This window comes from Paenibacillus brasilensis (genome assembly GCF_009363115.1).
GTDB classification, from domain to species: domain Bacteria; phylum Bacillota; class Bacilli; order Paenibacillales; family Paenibacillaceae; genus Paenibacillus; species Paenibacillus brasilensis.
The window spans coordinates 1,174,289-1,193,530 of sequence record NZ_CP045298.1 but is presented as its reverse complement, the minus strand read 5'-3'; the positions used below and the strand labels follow the sequence as shown (position 1 = coordinate 1,193,530).

Sequence of the window (19,242 nt, the reverse complement as noted above, 5' to 3'; positions counted from 1 at the left end):
TTAAATCTTAATTGATCATCCGAATTTTATCAATGCAAAACTGCCCCGTTAGCTTAATGAAGCATTTTCAGTCTAAGACCTTATTTTCTTAGTCTACAACTATATTTGCAGAGTCTAACACTTTATTTTTCAGTCTAGAACTTTATTTTCTTCTGATACTTGGAAAGGGTTATTTTTGGCCACTCCTTATTATATAGCCACAAACGTGGTTTGTTTATAAACATGACTAAGAAACCTTCTGCTCCTACAGAAAGTTCCTGGATGAATATGGTATTTACAGGTGGTAAGGCTCGTTTTTACTAAGAATGGCGTATATGTGATGTATAAGCTTGTTGGCGCAGGCGATCACAGCCACTTTGTAAGGCTTGCCTTCTTTCTTTTTCTTATCGTAATAGTCTTTTATTCTTTGATTTGCTCCTTGTCGCAGTCCACATTGAACGGCCAAATAAATGGCTCTTCGTAGTCTCTTTGATCCTCGCTTTGTAATCCGATTATTCGTTGCTTTGAACTTACCTGAGCTGTACACTCCAGGATCTAGTCCTGCAAAGGCAACCAATTGTTTTGGCCCTACGAATTGTCTCGCATCGCCAATTTCAGCCACAATAGTAGACGCGAGCTTGTCACCAATCCCGGGGATGGATTTGAGCAAATAGACCTCTGGAAGATTTGAGGAAATTTCCTCCATTTGTGTCTCTAATATTTCGAGTTGAGACTGAAAGGCAAGTAATAAGGTAATCATTCCTTCTAAAACGGCATGTTGAGAGACGCTTCGGCTGACTTTGGCTTTTTGTTGCAACGCTATGTCTAGCAGCTCTACTCTATCGTTAATCCATTTCTTGGAGTGAGAGAGCCTGGCATGCTCAAACAAAGCTTGAGAGGCATTTTCCACCTTACCCTGAAGGCAAGCTTGCAGGACTTTTAGAGCCGTTACCGAGTAAAGGTCATAAAATACGGGTTCAAATTCGGGAAATACCTGATCTAGCAAAGCCCGAGTATTTAACTTGGCCTGCACATATAATGATGTTATAAATTCATGCTGTCTGGTTACATACTGAAGCTCTGTATGGGCTTCATCCCATGCCCGGTGTGGTTTTAAATCACCACGGTAGAACATTTCAGCCAAGTGCCAAGCATCTGTTGCATCTGTTTTAACTTGCGTAGCGTAGTTCCTCGGGCTCGCTTGGACTGCAAGGGATTCACAATGAGATGTGCAATTTCTTCTCGTATGAGAAATGCAACAAGTCCACGATGATAATGACCTGTTGCTTCTAAAACAACAACTGGAGCCTTGCCTGTGCGTTCCTGTAGCTGTGCAACTACTTCGCGTATACGACGAAAGCCTTGCTCTTCATGGAGAATCGTTTCCGCCTTTCCTAACGGATCATTTCTTTGCACAAAGGGTTGAAATACACTCATTCCTTTTGATACGTCTAGTCCAATAACTGGTTCCATAATCCCCCTCCTACGAATACCACCGGTGTCCCCACGATGATTCCAACCTCATAGCTTCGCTTGTTATACGGGATCGCTGCCCCAACCAGCTCAAACATGGTCGTTGGTGATAGTGGGAGAACAGTTTTCTTGACGGGGTATATTCCCCTAAAACCACCTAGTTCTTCCCGCCTATCGTCATCTTAAAACACCTATTAAAATAGGCCAACCAAATTTTTGGTTGACCTAATAATACGAAAACCACCGGGAATAGGTTAGGCGCCTAGCTATCCGGTGGTTTTTCGTACCTAGTATGAAATTCTCGCCGTGGTCGCCCACCGGCCTTTGTCAGAAAGTCGCGATGTGCAACCATCGCGGCTATTCTCATTTTACCCACGTATCATATGTTATATGACACGTGATACGTGGTACAACTTCTGTTTATAGTATAGCATAGCGCTATTCCTATTTCTACAAATGGAAAGCCCGCTCCATCAAATTCGTGCCAAACACGGGTATAACACATTTCATCTTCAATGGTTCGTTACCCACCGTTCCTTGTAGAGAAACACGCCATTATAGTTACGGCGGTTCCATCCAGCATCTTCACATCACTAGCCAACATGGCCTTACGCAGTTTTTCCTCGTATTCAATGATTTGATTGTTCTGCACATAAAAAGTGACCTCCTAAAATTATTTTTTTCGTAAGGTTTTAAGTATCAATCCGTAAATAGCTCCTGCGCAGTGCGCACAAATAACTGTACGGCCAAAGAAGCATTAGACAGAGATGGCACAGCGATACCAATCTCGCGTGTAATCAATGGCGTGGTTTCCTTGACGGTCAGATCATGAGGGAACGTGGACAAGGCGAGTGAAGAGACAATACCCATACCTAGTCCTTGTCGGACCATGCTGACCAAGGTGCTGACATTGTGAGTAATGAATTGTGCCTGTAACTGGATTTGTTCACGTTCAAACCCCTCCATAATGGCAACCTCATGTCCGCCCTTGCAAAAGATCATATCCTGCTGATTCAAGTCTCGAATAGCTATTTTGTCATGTGCTTGCAAGGGGTGACCGTCCGGCAGGAGGATGACCATATTATCCTGGCATAAAGGGATTATATCTACTTGTGGATCTGGCAGCAGGATGATCCCGGCTTCGATTTCTCGGGTATGCACCCATTCTTTGACCTCATTCGTGGAGCCTTCGTGCAGATCAAAAACAAGGTTGGGATAGTGCTGGCGAATATGCTGGATAATGGGAGGCAGAAAATAGGCTGAGGCCGAGGGAAAGGCGCCGATGGTGATCGTGCCAACGTCCAGCCCTTTTTCAGCAGCCACCTGCTGCTGTACCTTTTCCATGTTTTGCAGCATCATGCGGAATTGCAGCAGTACCTTGTGCCCGACATTGGTTAGGAGTACGCCTTTTTTGCGATCACGCAGCAATAGCTGAACATCCAGCTCATTTTCGATACTGGCGATAGCATGGCTAACTGCGGGCTGCGTCATATGCAGCTCGTGAGCAGTTTGGGTGAAATTTAGTGTTTCAGCTACGCGGACAAAGATCATGATTTGGGTAATGGTCATAAGCGAAAAGTTATCTCCCTTATCGGAAACATTCATTTTATTTATTGGTGCTCACAGTATACGCTAGTAAAGTAAAGCTTTGCAAACAGGCCTGATGCTTATAGTGTTTGCAAAGAATGATGAAAATGCCAGAGGAGAGAAGACATCTATGAAAAAGTTAACACCCAAAGCTACACTGTGGCTTGTATTGATATTAGTGATGGTATGGGGGATCAACTGGCCGTTGACCAAGCTGGCTTTGCCAGATACACCGCCGCTATTCTTTTCGGGAATTCGCACCTTGCTGGGCGGCTTGATTTTGCTGTTATTCGCTTTGCGTCACCGGGAAACCTTGCGCCTTAGACAGAATGGGTGGACTTATCTTGTGCTGGCCATATTTAATATTGCAGGATACTACGGTTTGCAGACGGTGGGACTGCGTTATTTGCCTGCCGGGCTATTTTCCACTTTAGTATTCCTCCAGCCGATCTTGTTGGGGTTATTCTCCTGGCTATGGTTGGGTGAGCGTATGTTTCCTATGAAGGTGATCGGGCTGGTTCTTGGATTTGGCGGGGTGATCGTGATTAGCTCTGGCGGGATGGCAGGTCATTTGTCTGTATTGGGCATTGTGTTGGGTCTGGCCTCAGGATTGTGCTGGGCGCTGGGAACGATTTATATGAAGAAAAAAAGCAAGCAGCTGGACTCCATTTGGGCGGTGACGATGCAGCTCATTCTGGGGGGCATCATGCTTAATGGGGTTGGATTTGCGACAGAAAAATGGAGTGATATCCACTGGACAAACTCCTTTATCGCGATTTTATTGTTTATTTCGATGTTCGTGATTGCGATGGGCTGGATGATTTATTTTAAACTGATCGACAATGGAGATGCGGGAACCGTCGGCTCATATACGTTTTTGATCCCGGTGCTGTCCACGATCTTTAGTATGGTGATACTCAAGGAATCACTTACTTTGACGTTTGTTGCGGGGCTGGTGCTGATTGCAGGCAGTGTGTACCTGGTAAATACAGCTTCACCCGGAAAACGGGGGAACCGAAGCTTAAAGACTGATGAAGCGAAATCCTGTCCAAATGCATAGAAGTACAGAATCAGGAAAAATATACTAGAATATCAAAGGAGGTCATAGTAAAATATGACTATATAAACAGAGAGGAAGTTTGGTATGGGGGAATTAAGCAGCCACACTCAGTCTGTGGAGCCGCAATCACAGGCTGCTCGTAAGCTTGGCATTGTAGCCACGGTCATTTCAGGAATAGCTGTACTCGGATGTATTGCTTTGACAGTATGGAATTATAATTTGAACACAAAGGTAAATACTTTGATTACAGCGAATGCTTCACTGCACAGGACAACACAAGCATTGACGAAGCAACAGAACGATACAGAGGCACTGCTGCAACGGGTTAAATTAGCAGCCAACCTGTCATCCATCTCGCATGCAATGGAGCAGACATCTATCGTTACTGATGATTTTGTATTGGAAAAAGTGACCTTTGATGTAGCAGAGAATGGTACGTTGCAGGGTGTGCTTTTAAATGTGAATAATCAACCCAATCTTGGTTTTGGCGGTGCTTATCAAGGTTATGGTAAATATAATATGGCTTCTGCTACTTTGACGAAGAAGGCAGAAGAAGTCATAAACATAGCTATGAAAGAGTACGGTAAATCGGATAAGCTCCCTGTATGGGATAAGAATACGAAGGTGGAAATGACGGTCCAAAATTATCCGCTTGGGAAGCGGGAAGGCGGCATTTTCAAGCTTACCAGCCAGCAATAGGAGGAGCCTATGAAGGATTTTGACGTAACGAAAGCCAAGTATGACCCGAAACAGGAAGAACAGGTGAAAAAGGGATTTCTCAAAAAGGTGAAGTCCACGGCCGGAAAGGTTCCTTTTGTGAAGGATGCAGTGGCTATGTACTATTGTGCGATAGATCCTGAAACGCCTCTTTATGCCAAAGGAGTAGCTTTCGGAGCCTTGGCATATTTTATTTCACCATTGGATGCGATATCGGATGTGATTCCAATACTGGGATTCACGGATGACGCGGGTGTTGTGTTGACAGCCTTAAAGGTGCTGGACATGCATATTAAGCCAGCCCATCGGGAGAAGGCGAGCGAATTTTTTTCATAGGTTTTGTAGATGGTCTGAGGGCAGGTTATAATAAGCATTATTAGGTCAGGGAGGTAGCAGCATTGAGCGTCATTATTTCACAACAGATCGCAGCAACGGGCGTACAGGAATACACGAAGGTGATGAAGACCTTTGATTCCAAGTTTATGCCTTTGGTTGGACAGAAAATCAGAGATACGGCTTTTGGAGACATGCAGTATTATGACGTCGAGGACGTATTTATTGATCTGGCAGAAAATGAATATTGGGTCATTTTACCTTCTGTTTTACTGCATACGGATGATATTGAGGATATACGGGATGCTGTGCGTGAGTACCGTTCACACGGTTGGGAATGTACAAAACCGCTGTGAATTCATGTTATATAAGCTACTATATGGAAACGTTTTTTATTGTGAGATAGGCGTTTCTTGTATATTTTTGCATGATTCCCTACTAGTAATTGGAATGAAAAGAAATAATTTATGTTGAAAATGCGCAAAATGTATCATTTTTTATCATAAAACGACAAGTTGAGAAATGAAAACAGACTTAATGTGTTATACTTAGTATATCAAAGGACAAGAGTCTAAAACGATCGGTAAGGCCCTTTCTTTGAAGAGCCGCTGTACGGTTCAACGTTTATCCAAAATAAATGGTCAAAAGGAAAAGGGGAAATGCTAACGTGAGAGTGAATTTGAAATTTACGAACAAAGGGCAAGTTGCTGTTGAGAACTTCAACAATGAGGAGCTTATTGAAATCTTTACCCGCTACATTAAAACGCTAAGCAAGAAGTATGATATCTCGGTTACGGTACCGGAAGAACTGAATGCGCAGATCTTGGCAGAGGGCACCGTGAAGGTTGTGTTGGATAAGATTAATTGTGATATGGACGCTTTTTTCAAGGAACTGAGCCGGGATATCAAGGTGCCGCTGGTAAAAAGACTGGGTACCAAGCTGGATAATGTGTTTAAGACCGAGGTCGTGGAGCAAGAACAGAACTAAAGACAGGACTCATGCGAGTCTAGAATGAGAATTCGCCATACGAAGAAATGATAAAACCTCCCGAACTGGGCGCATGAATAGGCATGTGCTCGTTCGGGAGGTTTTATAGGTTTTAGCGGATTGTGGAGGCAGGGCGCAGCTTGGCCAAATCAAACGAAGGCACCAGCCCTTCCTGTGCGGCACGTCCGAGCAAGGCTTCGATGGCGGCATACCCGCTGTCACCCAGATTGGCGGTAAAATCGTTCACATACAGGTCGATATGCGACTGGGCGACATCCGGTGAAAGCTCCTGTGCATGGGACAATACATATTCGCGGGAAGCTTCAGGATGCTTCCATGCGTACTCGACAGAGGCGCGTATCCAGTCTGTAATAGCATCCAAATTCAGATGACGACGGGCAATAATCGCTCCGAGGGGGATCGGGAGTCCTGTATCTTCTTCCCACCAGTTGCCCAGATCAACTTGCTTGCTGAGTCCGTAGGACGGATAGGTAAAGCGTGCTTCGTGAATAACCAGTCCGGCATCCATATGTCCGTCACGGACAGCAGGCATGATTTGGTCAAACGGCATTACGACGATCTCGCCTACACCCCCTGGTACATGCTTGGCTGCCCACAGGCGAAACAGGAGGTAGGCGGTGGAACGCTCACTTGGCACAGCTACACGCTTGCCAGACAAGGCTTCCGGGCCTTCCACCGTGGAGCCTTCTTTGGTCAGTACGAGCGGCCCACACCCCCGGCCCAGTGCGCCACCACATGGCAGCAGAGCATATTCATCCAGTACCCAAGGGAGTGCGGCATACGAGATTTTCATAATATCCAGTCCATCTGGCGTGATCGCCAGATTGTTGGTGATGTCGATATCGGCAAAGGTAATGTCCAGCGCGGGTGCGCCCGGAATCAATCCGTGGGCCAGAGCATGAAAGACAAAGGTGTCATTGGGACAAGGTGAAAAAGCAATTTGCATCTATATAACCTCCGTTAATGTAGAAAATGCGGCTTCCAACGCTTGCAAAGCCTCTTTGATTCGCCAGGCTGCCCGGTCACGTGGACCGACGGCATTGGAAATCGTGCGGATTTCCATCACAGGCAGCCCCAGCTTGTTCGCTGCCACAGCTACCCCGTAGCCCTCCATCGCTTCGGCAGCGGCTCCGGGAACACGCTTAGCCAGCTGTTCCGCGGTTGCCGACGTGCCTGTGGCCGTCGTGACGGTCAGGATCGGCCCAGCGACAGCTGTCTGTCCGGCGGCGCGCAGTGCCTGCACGATCCGCTGGCTGGCGGCGGTGTTCACGGCGATTCGGCTGGAGCCAAAGCCTAGCTCGTCCACACTGCTGAAGCCTTCTGCCGTCTCGGCCCCGAGGTCGGCAGCGATGATCGCGTCAGCGACGACGACGCTCTCCAGCGCAGCGGCATGGGCGAAGCCGCCACCAATCCCGGCGCTGATGACCAGGCGAAAGTCACCAGCAGCCAGCGCCAGCGCGGTTGAAGCCGCTGCGGACGGAGCGCCCACACCTGCCAGCTCGACCGCAAAGCGAGTATCGCCTTTCAAGCCGCGCAGCACGGCCTCCCGTTCGCCTTCAACCGCGGTCATGACCAGGATGCGTCCATCTGATGTTGTATGCTCCATCGGTTGATTCCCCTTTAAATTCAGGTAATATGCCCCCTTATCATACTGCTTTTTGCAACGATGTTCAAAAAAAAGTCGACAAAAAAAGCGCTCTATGGCGCTTTTTGAGTGAAATTTCGAGCTTTAGCTGATATACAAGCCAAGCATTATCTATAAGATAAAAATAATTCTAATCTGGAAGAACCGCGCAGGCAAGCTTATAATAATTATATCGGTTGATCTTTCGTGATCAACTGAAACATGGTAATGTTGCGGTCATAATGGCTTGGGGTCCCATCCTGATTGCGCACTCGAATCATCTCGCTGCTGAACAACTCGATATATCCACAGCCGATCTCGCAATATACGCCCGTAGGGTCCTCTTGCCAGACCGAAACGAGGTGTTGAGACAGCGCTGCGGTGAAAAATTCGATGTTTTTTTGCAGTACGCGTGGCGTTTTCTTGGGTTCCATAACGAAAATCCTCCCTATATGATGCCATTAAAAATCAGCAATTGAGTGTGGTTGAAAAAGATATGCTTTGTCATTCTACTCTATGAAACAGACGTAAACACTGTACCCCTTAATGCTATTTTTGTAAAGCATCCGATTGACCTTTTCAACATCCAGTTGCGTTTACATAGATTTTACATTGTGTTTACACAGCTGTGATGCTAGTGCGTTTCATCTAATAGTACAATAAAGGTTAACAATACTGCATGAATTGATGGAGGCCATATGTTGATAGAGAGTCAGAAAAAGGATAAAGCCGGGTCAGAACGTTATTTTAATCGGGATTTAAGCTGGATTGAATTTAACCGTCGTGTGCTTCAGGAAGCTCAGGATGCAGATACACCGTTGCTGGAGAGAGCCAAATTTTTGGCAATTGTGTCTAGCAATTTAGATGAGTTTATGGCCGTTCGCGTGGCAGAGACGAGAGAGAAGATCAAGGCTGGTTTTATGCAAAAGGATTTTACCGGATATACCCCCTCCGGTTTGTACAAACGCCTGATCAAGCGCACCGTCTCGATGGTATCCGAGCAATATCGGACCTATCGTGATATTTCTCGCCTCTTGACGAAAAAAGGGCTTTTATTACTTGAATATGAAGACTTGAATACGACACAGCGCAAGTCGCTGGATGCGTATTTTCATGAAATTATATTTCCGGTGCTAACGCCGATGGCGGTCGATCAAAGTCGTCCTTTTCCATTGGTTCATAATAAATACGTATATTTAGCAGTCGTCTTGAAACGTCCGGGGGATACCGAGGAGGATAAACCGCTTTTTGCCATAGTGCAGGTGCCTTCCAATATTCCACGTGTTGTTACAGTACCGCTGCGTTCCAACAGTAAGAAGAAATCATTTATTTTAATTGAAGAACTTATTAAGCATCATATCCAAACGCTTTTCACGGGCTATGTTCCGGAGGCGGTTCAGGCCTTTCGGGTTACGCGTAATTCCGATTTGTCCATTAATGAAGAAGAGATTGAAGATTTGCTCGAAGAGATTGAAAAAGAGCTGCGTCGAAGAAGACGCGGTGCACCAGTAAGACTGGAAGTGGAAAAAGGGATTCATCCCTTTGCTCTGGCGGAGCTTCAACGTGAATTTAAGTTGTTCGATCATGTGTTTGAGATAGACGGGCCGCTCGATTTGACGTTTTTATCGTCTTTTGCCGATCATTTGGAGGGGTATTCGCATCTGAAATTTCCGGTAATCAAACCGCTGTATCCCGAAGAGTTGCCCCCGCAAGAGGATATTTTCAACGTACTTCGCAAACGGGACGTGCTGGTATATCATCCGTATGAATCGTTCGATGCGGTGACGGACTTTATTATAGAAGCGTCAGAGGACCCCGATGTGATGGCCATCAAAATGACCCTGTACCGGGTCAACGGGGAATCCAAGCTGATTCCGGCACTGGCACGTGCGGCCGAATCCGGCAAGCAGGTCACGGTGGTGGTGGAACTGAAGGCCCGTTTTGACGAGGAGCGTAATATTGCCTGGGCGCGTACGCTTGAGAAAGCAGGCTGTCATGTGGTGTACGGACTGGTTGGTTTGAAGACGCATGCCAAAATCATTCTTGTTGTGCGCCATGAGCGTAACGTGCTCAAACGATACGTGCATGTGGGAACTGGCAACTACAATGAAAGCACGGCACGCGTATATACGGATATCGGGCTGTTCACGTCAGACCCGGTGCTGGGCGAGGATGCCTCTGAGATGTTTAATGAAATTACGGGCTTCTCCGCACTCAAGACCCTGCAAGCCTTCACGGTAGCCCCGACGGGAATGAAAAATAAGCTGTTCGAGCTGATCCGCAGGGAAGCGGAGCAAGCACTTGCAGGCAAGCCAGCCCGTATCATTGCCAAAATTAATTCTTTATCCAATCAGGAAATGATTGATGAGCTATATGCGGCTTCTCAAGCAGGTGTGAAGATTGATTTAATCATTCGAGGGGTCTGCTGCTTGCGTCCCGGGGTGGAGGGCTTTAGCGAGAATATTCGGGTTATCAGTATTGTCGACCGTTTCCTGGAGCATTCCAGGCTGTTCTACTTTGAAAATGCAGGAAATTCGGAGCTATTTCTGTCCAGCGCGGATTGGATGACTCGCAATCTGACTCGCCGAATTGAGCTGATGTGCCCGATTTATGATGACCGAATCAAAGAAATGCTGGCGGAAATTTTACATTTATCCTTGACCGATAATGTGAAAGCACGGCAGCTTTTGTCTAACGGCAGCTATCAGTTTGTAGCAAGAAACGACGAAGAGGCTCCCATCAGGAGCCAGTTCGAAGCGATGAAGGTTAAAAACTGGAAGAAGGAAGAATGGACCACGACAATGTAAGATTCCAAGCCTTTTGAAAATCTTTAGCGACAGCTACCAGTTCCCGTTGTTCCAGAATCGGTTCACTCTTACTTTCCAGACGAATATGCAGTGCATCGTCTCCTATAGTGGGATGGATGCTGGTAATGATGCCGGACTCACTTCGATCCATGCCGATTGCGAGCTGAAGCAGGGAACCGAGCCGATGCACGCGTTCTTCGTCCGAAGGCTCCAAGATGTCTGCATGTGTACGTAACAGACGAGGCGTCCGATTTTTGGGATGGTAATCAGCGATCAGCGCGGCTAGTACCGTTTCCCGGTGGGATAAACCACCTATGCCAGCGTGCAGGATCCAGAACACGGAATGCTGGCGGAAATGATAATAATTCAAGGCAGCTCCCGTCTTGTAAAGAGTAGCTGCGGTCAGCAGCAAGCGCTTGTCCATGGCTGCGGATGGTGTGTCAGTCAAAACGTCATAAAGCAGCACCGCATATTCATTAACGCGCCGGACATGTGCTTCGCTAACCGGAACTGCGAACGACAGTATATTGCGTATGGAGGCGATGAGCGGATTAGCCACCACGGGCTGCTCGGTATTGACTAGCTCGTGAAACAGCCCGTCCCGCAGGCCCGCTCCACTGATCAAATATGCGCTGCCTTGAGCAGCCTCGAATATCGTTTTTAATATAATGAGTCCAGGTACAATGATGTCGGCTCTGTCTTTGGACAGGCCGGCTGTTTTTTTTCGTTTTTCATAGGGAAGATGTGGCAGAGTATCGTAAAAATAATTGACATCTTCAGCCGTCATTTCGTAATGGTGCGTAACAGGCAACGAGTAATCCTGCCGCTTTTGATTGATTTTCGCCAAGGTGCGCAGAGTGCCGCCCAAACCGATGAATGGCAGGCCCGGATTGGAAAATATCCAGTCATGGCTTTGCAGTGAAGAACGGACAAAGCTCTCCATTTCCTCGATCTGCTGAGGAGACCATTCGCCATTCCTGACCTCCCGTCCAAAGCGCCAATTCATATTGACCGCACCAAAGGGAAAAGAAACGGTATGCAGCCGCTTCCGCTCGCGGAACAGTGTAATTTCGGTACTGCCGCCTCCGATGTCAATAATAATACCGTCGTTTACAATCATTGTATTGACGACACCCAGAAAACCGGCATAGCCCTCCTGCTCCCCGCTCAATATTTCCAGCGTTAAGCCTGTTTCCTCCGCAATCCATTGAACAATTTCGTCCGAATTGACCGCATTGCGGATAGCAGCAGTCGCTGCTGCACGCATACGATCAACCTTATGCATACGGCATACGGTCATAAATTGGCGCAGTAATGGAGCGATGCTTCGAATCGCTTCCCGTTCCATACGACCGCCTGCCCCAACCTTTTCACTTAGTCGGGCAGCCTCTTTGCATTCCTGGACAATCCGATAAGCTCCTGTCTCTGTTATTTCATAGATCACCAGACGGATGGAGTTGGAACCAATGTCCATAATGCCAATTTTGCTGTTCATGAGTTGACCTCCTTGTCGAAAAAAAACATTTGCAGGGTAAAATCCGCTGCTCCGGGCAAATAAAAATCAGATTATTGTCATTGTACCAGTCATGTCCGGTCCATGCTACCGTTTGCAGTGATCTTGTCGAAATCCTATGTGCTCAGGCAATCATCCAAGAATAGCGCATCCCTGTTGAGTATGTATAAGTATGCTGGCGGCGAAAGGAGAGAGGGTTGATGAGACAACTGGCAAGCAAGTGGTTAAAGACGAAGGCGCTGCTCCACCATCCACATACCGCCGTTTATATACCTGACACGTGTCTATACAGTGAAGAACAGCTGCGCATGATGCTGCGGCGGCATGCTTTTGTATTCATAAAGCCCGTGAAGGGAGGCGGAGGAAACGGGGTTATGCGGGTTGCAAGGGAGCGTAGGGAATATACCTGTACGCGTATGGAGAACACATATCGTTTCAATCATTTTAAAGCACTTGTGGCCGGAATCAACGCACTTCGAATCCAGCGTCCATATCTTATTCAGCAAGGCATCCAATTGGCACGCATTCAAGGTAGACCTGTCGACTATCGGGTCAAGGTGGTGAGGGAAGGACAAAATTGGGTTTTTCGTGCAGTGGTCGCACGTCAGGCCCGCCCTGGATTGGTCATTACGAATATGTGCAAAGGTGGGACTCTAATGAAGGGAACAAAGGCGCTTCGGATGATATATCCCCGACGGTTAGCTATCCGGAAGCAGCGGGAAATTGCGGATCTCACCCTGCGCTGCATTCCGGTACTGGAGAGAAGGTTTCCAGGAATCGGGCAGCTGGGGTTTGATTATGGACTTGACCCAAATGGACGGGTATGGATTTTGGAGGTAAACACAAGGCCCCAGTAAAACGTCTTAACAAGGCGCTAAATATAATATATTTGTATAAACTATGAAAATATTTTTTTTGTGTTAAGGCGTCAAAATTCTGTGTATAAATATTGTCCACATTATCCCCTGTCACATACAAGGGTTTACGACACTTACCAACAATTTATACACAGGATTTCCACAATTGTCTGTGGATAACAGAACGCTTGTTCCGTTTTTAGTATTTTGATAGAATAGATTTTGAAATAAAAGGAAAGGTTGTGTCGAGGATGGCTATGCTGACGGATGAAATGCTTTTGGATTCCTATCAGATGGCAATCGAGCTTAAACTTGAATGTGACTTCATTGCACTGTTGCTGGCTGAGATTCACAAAAGAAATTTAGAGATGAATACAGCCGTAGTCCTTCATTAGACCGGACAAGCTCTCGTACTGCGACTGTAAAGCCATTCAGGGTTCGGATGACTTTACAGACAATCACTGCAACGAATAGGCACACCGTGAAAAAGGGTATTTCACTCCAACGATTCAAATTTGGAGTAAAATACCCTTTTTTGTCATAGTCTAAAATAAACTACAATTTCATGTTACTGCTGTGACCTGGTGAAAGCTTGGCGTCCGGATCTACATAGACCTTGGCGTTGTTGACTGCCGTAGGTGCTTCACCAAAGCCGACAGCAATCAGCTTGAGCTTGCCTGGATAGGTTGTAATATCCCCTGCGGCGAAGATGCCGGGAATGTTTGTTTCCTGACGAGAATCGACCACAATGGAGTTACTTTCGATTTCAATTCCCCACTCAGCAATCGGGCCAAGGGTAGACACAAATCCAAAGTTAACGATGACATCGTCTACTTCAATTTCTTGAGTCTCTTTGGTTTTTACATGTGCGAGAGTAACCTTTGTAATGGTATCTTCCCCATGCAGTTCTGTAATTTCTGTTGGTGTAATGACATTTACCTTGGAAGCGAGGAGGTTTTCCACACTGTGTTCATGTGCACGGAATTTGTCGCGGCGGTGAATCAATGTAACCTGTTCTGCAATCGATTCCAGCATAAGCGCCCAGTCGACAGCAGAATCGCCGCCACCGCTGATCAGCACTTTTCGGCCTGCAAATTTGCTCAGGTCGCTGACAAAGTAATGCAAGTTCGTTTTTTCAAAATGCTCTGCACCCGGCAGTTCCAATCTGCGTGGTTCAAAAGCACCTACACCAGCGGTAATGATAACCGCTTTACCATGATACTCGCCGCCCTTGTCCGTTTTTATGATAAAGTGGCGTTCTTCCTTTTTCTCCAACGAAACAACTTTTTCTTCCAATTGTACCTCTGGATTGAAATGGTTCATCTGCTGAACCAGATTGTTGACCAGCTCCTGTGCGGTCACTTTAGGAAAGCCAGCGACGTCGTAAATATATTTTTCAGGATAAAGGGCTGCAAGCTGGCCGCCCAGTTGGGGCATACTTTCAATTAAGGTGACGGATGCCTGGCGCATTCCTCCGTAGAAAGCGGCGAAAATACCGGCTGGACCGCCCCCAATAATGATCAGGTCGCGTAGTTCCGCACCTGTGGATTGAGCTGTCACTCTAAAAACACCTCCAAAAGGGATTATAGTATGAATTGTGGATATTGAATCAGCCGCATAGAGGTTTAATTAGCCATTAGATGCTTGATTCACTGCTTCTTATTATAAACTGCCGGGTTCTACTTGCAAGGCTAAAGCGATTAAAATTTGATGAACAATTCCTGCGTGTATAAAACCTGTTTTAAGAGAAAAGCTTGAATATTTAATGATTAATATACCGGAAGGGGTAGGAATATGAGCAATATTCCCAAAATTGTGATTGTTGGTGCGGGATATGGCGGTATTTTAACAGCTCAGCAATTGCAAAAGGAGCTCAAGCATAATGAGGCGAACGTCACACTGATTAATCGTCATGATTACCACTACATTACGACACATCTCCACATGCCTGCGGCAGGTACGGATACGATTGAGCATTCAAGGATTCCAATTTCGCAGCTAATAGATGAGTTCAAGGTGGATTTAGTCAAAGGAACGGTGAAGGAAATCCTGCCAAAAGAGAAAAAAATCGTGCTTGAGGATGGTTCGTTATCCTACGATTACTTGGTGATTGGGCTGGGAGGGGAGCCGGAAACATTCGGTATTCCAGGAATGGATAAGTTCGCGCTGACGATCCGTAGTATTAACTCTGTTCGCTTGATTCGTGAGCATATTGAATACCAACTCGCTTTGTACAAAAATGACGGTAAACCCGGTCGGCTAAACTTTGTAGTAGGTGGCGCCGGCTTCAGCGGCATCGAATTCATTGCGGAGCTGGCGGATCGTCTGCCACAGCTGGCAAAAGCTTATGACATTGATTTTAATCGGATTCAAATTATTAATGTTGAGGCGGCTCCTACGGCATTACCGGGATTTGACCCAGAGCTGGTGGAATATGCAATGGATGTGCTTAAACGCAAGGGGGTTAACTTCCGTATCGGAATTCCCATTAAGGAATGCCTGGAGGATGGCGTAATCGTGGGTGAGGGTGAGAAAATCGAAGCCTGCACGGTGGTCTGGACGGGAGGTATCCGTGGAAACGGATTGATTGAGAAAGCCGGATTCGAAGTGATGCGTGGAAGGGTGAAAATCGACGATTTTCTACGTGCACCAGGGCACGATGGCATTTTTATTATCGGGGACAGCTCCCTGATGCTTAATCCTGAAGGGCGCCCCTATCCACCAACAGCCCAAATTGCGATGCAGCAAGGGGTAGTCTGTGCCAAGAATCTGGCAGCCACCCTGCGTAAAAAGGAGCTGCACAAATTCGTATTTTCCAATAAAGGGACCGTTGCTTCGCTTGGAAAAGGCGAGGCTGTTGCAGTGGTGGGCAAACGCAAAATAAAAGGCTGGGTCGCAGCACAGCTGAAAAAAATCGTGGATCTCCGCTATCTGTTCATCATTGGCGGGATTCCGCTAGTGCTGAAAAAGGGACGATTTTTCTAGAGCAGAAAAGGTCTTCACGGTCCTGTACAGGAGCTTGAAGGCCTTTTTAGTCTAGATCAATAGAAAAAAAAGTATTGACTTATAACTATACGGCGTCTTATAGTATGGTTGCGAAATACATAGGAGGTCCTTAACGTTGGATTCTGAATTTAATTTCAAGCATTACCCTAATAAAGTAAAAATGTTGTCTGACAAATTTCCCAATCTGGACCCTCAATCCTTGAGCACGCTCGTCCTTTTTATGCAGACATCTCATGAGATTTACAATGGTGTATCCTCCCTGTTGTGCGAATACGGATTATCTGTCGGAAACCTGAAAATTTTAATTTATTTGTTTTTGTATGACCGTTCGTTGACTCCGTCAGAGTTGGCTGAGTATTCCGGGGTTACACGATCAACGATAACGAGTGTAATTGATAAGCTGGAACGGGACGGTCTGGTCCGGCGAAGTACGCTGACGGATCGACGTATGACCGCGATCTCCTTGACTGATAAAGGAAAAAAGTTAATGACGGAAAAAATTCCGAAGTTTACTCTGCTTTTTGCTGATTTAATGAGTGAATTTACGCAGGAAGATCATATTTATTTTACTACGTTATTACAGAAGCTTTCCTCAGGTCTTGAACGGATAAAACGGGAATAATTAACTCTCCCAGCAGCAATAGTTAGACGTCGTACTATCAGATTGCTTATTAGTTTTTTTAAAACTATCATTTCTCAGCGATTATTGGCTAAATCATCATGAAGGAGAGTTTACTGCAATGAATAAAAAGATCATCGTGTACATTCTACTTGTTGTCGCATTAGGTACTGGAGGTACGCTGATGGCAATGAGCGGCAAGGACGCTGTGAGTGTGGCAGCCCAACAAAAAAACACGCTGCTTGCCGCAGATACCGTAAATGTCGCTTTTCAGGGCGTAGGGGGAAGAGTGAATACCATTGAGGTGAAGGAGGAACAACAGGTGAAAAAAGGGGATGTGCTCATGACCCTGGATCCTGTGGACCAGAACCTGCAGATTGAGAAATTAAAAACAGATATCGCGCAGGCTGATGTGAAAATAAAGCAGGCTAAAGACGGCTTGCAAAATCAGTCTGAGAAAATTTCAAATTCAGAAAAACAGGGACAATTGGATATTCAGGCTGCGGAAGCCGGAGAATCCTTATTGAACGAAGGTACACGTGTAGAGGACATCCAAAAACAAAAGCTGGCGATTGAAGCAGCACAGCAATCGTTGGATGCAGCTCTGACAGGAGTAAAGACAGCTAAAACAAATGCGGAGATCGCACAAAAGACAGTAGCATCCAGGCAAGAGGCTCTTGACTTGGCCCAAGTGAATTACAACCGTGTTCAAGCGTTGTATAATGCCGGTGCCGGGACCAAAGCAGAGCTAGATAATGCCAAAAACCAATTGGATAATGCCCAAATTGCGTTAGCCACAGCTAAGGATCAGGTTGAGATTGCGAATAATCAGATTACTGCCGCCAGCAAGCAATCCGACATTGCTCAAAATGGTATCGCTCAGCAGCAAACCGCTTTGGACAAAATGGAGGCAGGTGCAACCGCTGAGGAACGTCAACAGGCACGTATCAAAACAGAAAAGGCCAAGGAAGCCCTGAATCAAACCTCGCAAACGCGAAGAGATGTCAAGAATAGTGAATATAACGTAGATCTTCTGGCTCAACAAAAGCAGGCATTAAGCGTTCAACTCAAAACCTTGGAATTGCAGCGCGGACGCATGGTGTTGAGGGCATCTACAGATGGTAAAGTGTCCCGCATTGTACCCAAGATGGGTGAAATCGTTGCGACAGGGGCAACGGGCGTCGTAATTGAAACCAATCAGCTATACTACGATATTTATGTGGATGAGGATTCCATCTCGCAGTTTAAAGCAGGGGGAAAAGTGACTTCGCACGTCGTAGCTTTAAATAAAGATATTCAAGGCAAGGTGAGATACATTACCTCTGCTCCGCAGTATACCAACATGAGAATGAGCCGGGATAAAGGCTTGTCGGATATTAGCTCCTTCCAAGTGCGGGTTGATGTCCCTCGAACATCTGAATTGTTACCTGGAATGACGGTAGAGGTTGTGACGAAATGAAGGCGTTTATAGAAGAATGGAAGCTATTGATCAGCGGCAAGCTGGTATTCGTTATGCTGCTCGTCCCAATTCTGGTAGCGGGATCCCTTGGGTATGTTTTTAAAAACAATCAGCTGAATGATGCCCCTGTCGCCGTAGTCGATTTAGATCATAGCAATTATAGCCGACAGCTTATTAATAAATTGGATGCATCCCAGTATATTGACGTACGCTATGTGCAAGAGAATGAAATCGATCCGAATTTACTTCTATATAATGAGAGGTTTCTTGCAGTGATTTATCTTCCGGCAGGGCTAGAGGAAAACAGGATTAAAGGGGTTCAGAGCAACATCGGCTTTTATGTAGATAACACAGTAGGTCAGGCCACAGGGAATCTGCGTTCGGCGGTCACAGAGATCATTGCCACGGAGAATGCAACACTGGCTGGTGGTGGTTTGAAGGGCATGGGGATGAGTGACAGCCAGGTAACAGGTCTTACTTCCAACATGCTACTCCAGCAGCGTCTGCTGTATAATCCCACCAATGCTACATTGATGACTTCGGTTATAGGATTCATGAATACGGTCATGATTTCACTGATGGGTGCTGCTGCACTGACCATTGTCCCGCGTTTACGGGAGCAAGGCAGATTAAAAGAAGAGCTACAGCATTCATCCGGTTTGATTCTAAGGGTGCTACCATATGCGTTAGTAGCATGTGTGTCCTTTTACTTGTCCATTGGTTTGCTCAAGCAGATTGGCGGACTTCGGTTTGAAGCGAATGTATGGCAGATCAGTATTCCGTTTCTACTGTACACGATTAGTCTGAGCTTGTTTGCGATGGCTTTGGGGTGGAGTGCAGCGAATCCGGGAAAAGCCTCTTCGCGTCTCATACTGATTTTAATGCCTTCGTTCTTGCTCAGCGGTGCTCAATTGCCAGTAGCTATGCTGCCTACATCGCTGCAATATGTTAGTAATATTCTCCCATTGACCTGGCATTTCAAGTTTTTGAGAGGACTGGGATTTAAAGGGGGAAGCCTGAAATATTTTATTCCTCAGCTTGGCGGCTTTTTGATCTTGTTAAGTGGTCTGTTGCTTGTTATTTTTATTCAGATCGCTCTGGAGAAAAGAAAGCTGGCAAAAAGCGAGGATACATCTGCAGTGGTGGAGCCTGTGCTATAATAATCACAGCTATAATCACTTGGGTTGCTATCTTGTTAA

Annotated in this window: 19 protein-coding genes and 1 pseudogene; 12 read left to right on the top strand and 8 right to left on the bottom strand. The window is 46.2% G+C overall.

Going from position 1 to position 19,242, the window contains the following annotated elements; translation table 11 throughout:
- Positions 1-274 precede the first annotated feature (274 nt).
- The 3 genes and pseudogenes from GCU48_RS05540 to GCU48_RS05530 form a co-directional block, all read right to left on the bottom strand.
- Positions 275-1,416, bottom strand: a pseudogene (locus GCU48_RS05540) (IS110 family RNA-guided transposase).
- A gap of 559 nt (positions 1,417-1,975) precedes the next feature.
- The gene (locus GCU48_RS28610) at positions 1,976-2,104 is read right to left on the bottom strand and encodes a hypothetical protein (RefSeq protein WP_280116425.1); all 129 of its coding nucleotides are present in this window, start codon (positions 2,102-2,104) and stop codon (positions 1,976-1,978) included.
- Between the two features lie 47 nt (positions 2,105-2,151).
- Positions 2,152-3,021: a LysR family transcriptional regulator gene (locus tag GCU48_RS05530; protein ID WP_152379350.1), complete on the bottom strand. Its 870-nt coding sequence runs from the start codon at positions 3,019-3,021 to the stop codon at positions 2,152-2,154.
- A 148-nt stretch (positions 3,022-3,169) separates the two neighbouring features.
- On the opposite strand from GCU48_RS05530, the gene GCU48_RS05525 reads away from it, so the two are divergent.
- The 5 genes from GCU48_RS05525 (at position 3,170) to GCU48_RS05505 (ending at position 6,137) form a co-directional block, all read left to right on the top strand.
- Positions 3,170-4,099 (top strand): DMT family transporter, encoded by a 930-nt coding sequence (locus tag GCU48_RS05525; protein WP_152379349.1) that lies wholly within the window; start codon positions 3,170-3,172, stop codon positions 4,097-4,099.
- Between the two features lie 84 nt (positions 4,100-4,183).
- Positions 4,184-4,798, top strand: coding sequence for a hypothetical protein (locus tag GCU48_RS05520; RefSeq protein ID WP_152379348.1), 615 nt, complete (start codon positions 4,184-4,186; stop codon positions 4,796-4,798).
- Between the two features lie 9 nt (positions 4,799-4,807).
- Positions 4,808-5,152, top strand: coding sequence for a YkvA family protein (locus GCU48_RS05515; protein WP_025720065.1), 345 nt, complete (start codon positions 4,808-4,810; stop codon positions 5,150-5,152).
- Positions 5,153-5,214: 62 nt separating this feature from the next.
- A complete protein-coding gene (locus GCU48_RS05510; RefSeq protein WP_025720067.1) occupies positions 5,215-5,505 on the top strand; it encodes a hypothetical protein in 291 nt (96 codons plus the stop codon).
- A gap of 311 nt (positions 5,506-5,816) precedes the next feature.
- The gene (locus GCU48_RS05505; RefSeq protein WP_152379347.1) at positions 5,817-6,137 is read left to right on the top strand and encodes a hypothetical protein; all 321 of its coding nucleotides are present in this window, start codon (positions 5,817-5,819) and stop codon (positions 6,135-6,137) included.
- A gap of 112 nt (positions 6,138-6,249) precedes the next feature.
- On the opposite strand, the gene GCU48_RS05500 is transcribed toward GCU48_RS05505, so the two are convergent.
- The 3 genes from GCU48_RS05500 to GCU48_RS05490 form a co-directional block, all read right to left on the bottom strand.
- A complete protein-coding gene (locus GCU48_RS05500) occupies positions 6,250-7,104 on the bottom strand; it encodes a 1,4-dihydroxy-6-naphtoate synthase (RefSeq protein WP_152379346.1) in 855 nt (284 codons plus the stop codon).
- On the bottom strand, positions 7,105-7,764 hold the full coding sequence (locus GCU48_RS05495; RefSeq protein WP_152379345.1) for a futalosine hydrolase: 660 nt from the start codon (positions 7,762-7,764) through the stop codon (positions 7,105-7,107). It lies immediately after the preceding gene.
- A 206-nt stretch (positions 7,765-7,970) separates the two neighbouring features.
- The gene (locus tag GCU48_RS05490) at positions 7,971-8,216 is read right to left on the bottom strand and encodes a hypothetical protein (RefSeq protein ID WP_007431922.1); all 246 of its coding nucleotides are present in this window, start codon (positions 8,214-8,216) and stop codon (positions 7,971-7,973) included.
- Between the two features lie 264 nt (positions 8,217-8,480).
- Between GCU48_RS05490 and ppk1 the strand changes: the two genes are divergently transcribed.
- Positions 8,481-10,589, top strand: coding sequence for a polyphosphate kinase 1 (gene ppk1, locus GCU48_RS05485; protein ID WP_152379344.1), 2,109 nt, complete (start codon positions 8,481-8,483; stop codon positions 10,587-10,589).
- Here ppk1 and GCU48_RS05480 read toward each other — a convergent pair.
- The gene (locus tag GCU48_RS05480) at positions 10,549-12,084 is read right to left on the bottom strand and encodes a Ppx/GppA phosphatase family protein (RefSeq protein WP_025717435.1); all 1,536 of its coding nucleotides are present in this window, start codon (positions 12,082-12,084) and stop codon (positions 10,549-10,551) included. The two genes, ppk1 and GCU48_RS05480, sit on opposite strands and share 41 nt — an antisense overlap.
- A gap of 218 nt (positions 12,085-12,302) precedes the next feature.
- Here GCU48_RS05480 and GCU48_RS05475 point away from each other — a divergent pair, with 218 nt between their 5' ends.
- Positions 12,303-12,959 (top strand): YheC/YheD family protein, encoded by a 657-nt coding sequence (locus GCU48_RS05475; protein ID WP_152379343.1) that lies wholly within the window; start codon positions 12,303-12,305, stop codon positions 12,957-12,959.
- Between the two features lie 251 nt (positions 12,960-13,210).
- The gene (gene sda / locus GCU48_RS05470; RefSeq protein WP_007431918.1) at positions 13,211-13,354 is read left to right on the top strand and encodes a sporulation histidine kinase inhibitor Sda; all 144 of its coding nucleotides are present in this window, start codon (positions 13,211-13,213) and stop codon (positions 13,352-13,354) included.
- A gap of 160 nt (positions 13,355-13,514) precedes the next feature.
- Here the strand turns inward: sda and GCU48_RS05465 are convergent, their stop codons facing one another.
- The gene (locus GCU48_RS05465; protein ID WP_152379342.1) at positions 13,515-14,519 is read right to left on the bottom strand and encodes an NAD(P)/FAD-dependent oxidoreductase; all 1,005 of its coding nucleotides are present in this window, start codon (positions 14,517-14,519) and stop codon (positions 13,515-13,517) included.
- 234 nt (positions 14,520-14,753) lie between these two features.
- On the opposite strand from GCU48_RS05465, the gene GCU48_RS05460 reads away from it, so the two are divergent.
- From GCU48_RS05460 to GCU48_RS05445, 4 genes are all read left to right on the top strand, one after another.
- A complete protein-coding gene (locus tag GCU48_RS05460) occupies positions 14,754-15,944 on the top strand; it encodes an NAD(P)/FAD-dependent oxidoreductase (protein ID WP_152379341.1) in 1,191 nt (396 codons plus the stop codon).
- Between the two features lie 181 nt (positions 15,945-16,125).
- Positions 16,126-16,587 carry a MarR family winged helix-turn-helix transcriptional regulator gene (locus GCU48_RS05455; protein ID WP_370881031.1) on the top strand — a complete coding sequence of 154 codons (462 nt, stop codon included), beginning with the start codon at positions 16,126-16,128 and terminating at the stop codon, positions 16,585-16,587.
- A 118-nt stretch (positions 16,588-16,705) separates the two neighbouring features.
- A complete protein-coding gene (locus GCU48_RS05450) occupies positions 16,706-18,043 on the top strand; it encodes an HlyD family secretion protein (protein WP_152379339.1) in 1,338 nt (445 codons plus the stop codon).
- Positions 18,040-19,203, top strand: coding sequence for an ABC transporter permease (locus tag GCU48_RS05445; RefSeq protein WP_152379338.1), 1,164 nt, complete (start codon positions 18,040-18,042; stop codon positions 19,201-19,203). Before GCU48_RS05450 ends, GCU48_RS05445 begins: the two co-directional genes overlap by 4 nt.
- Positions 19,204-19,242: the final 39 nt, after the last annotated feature.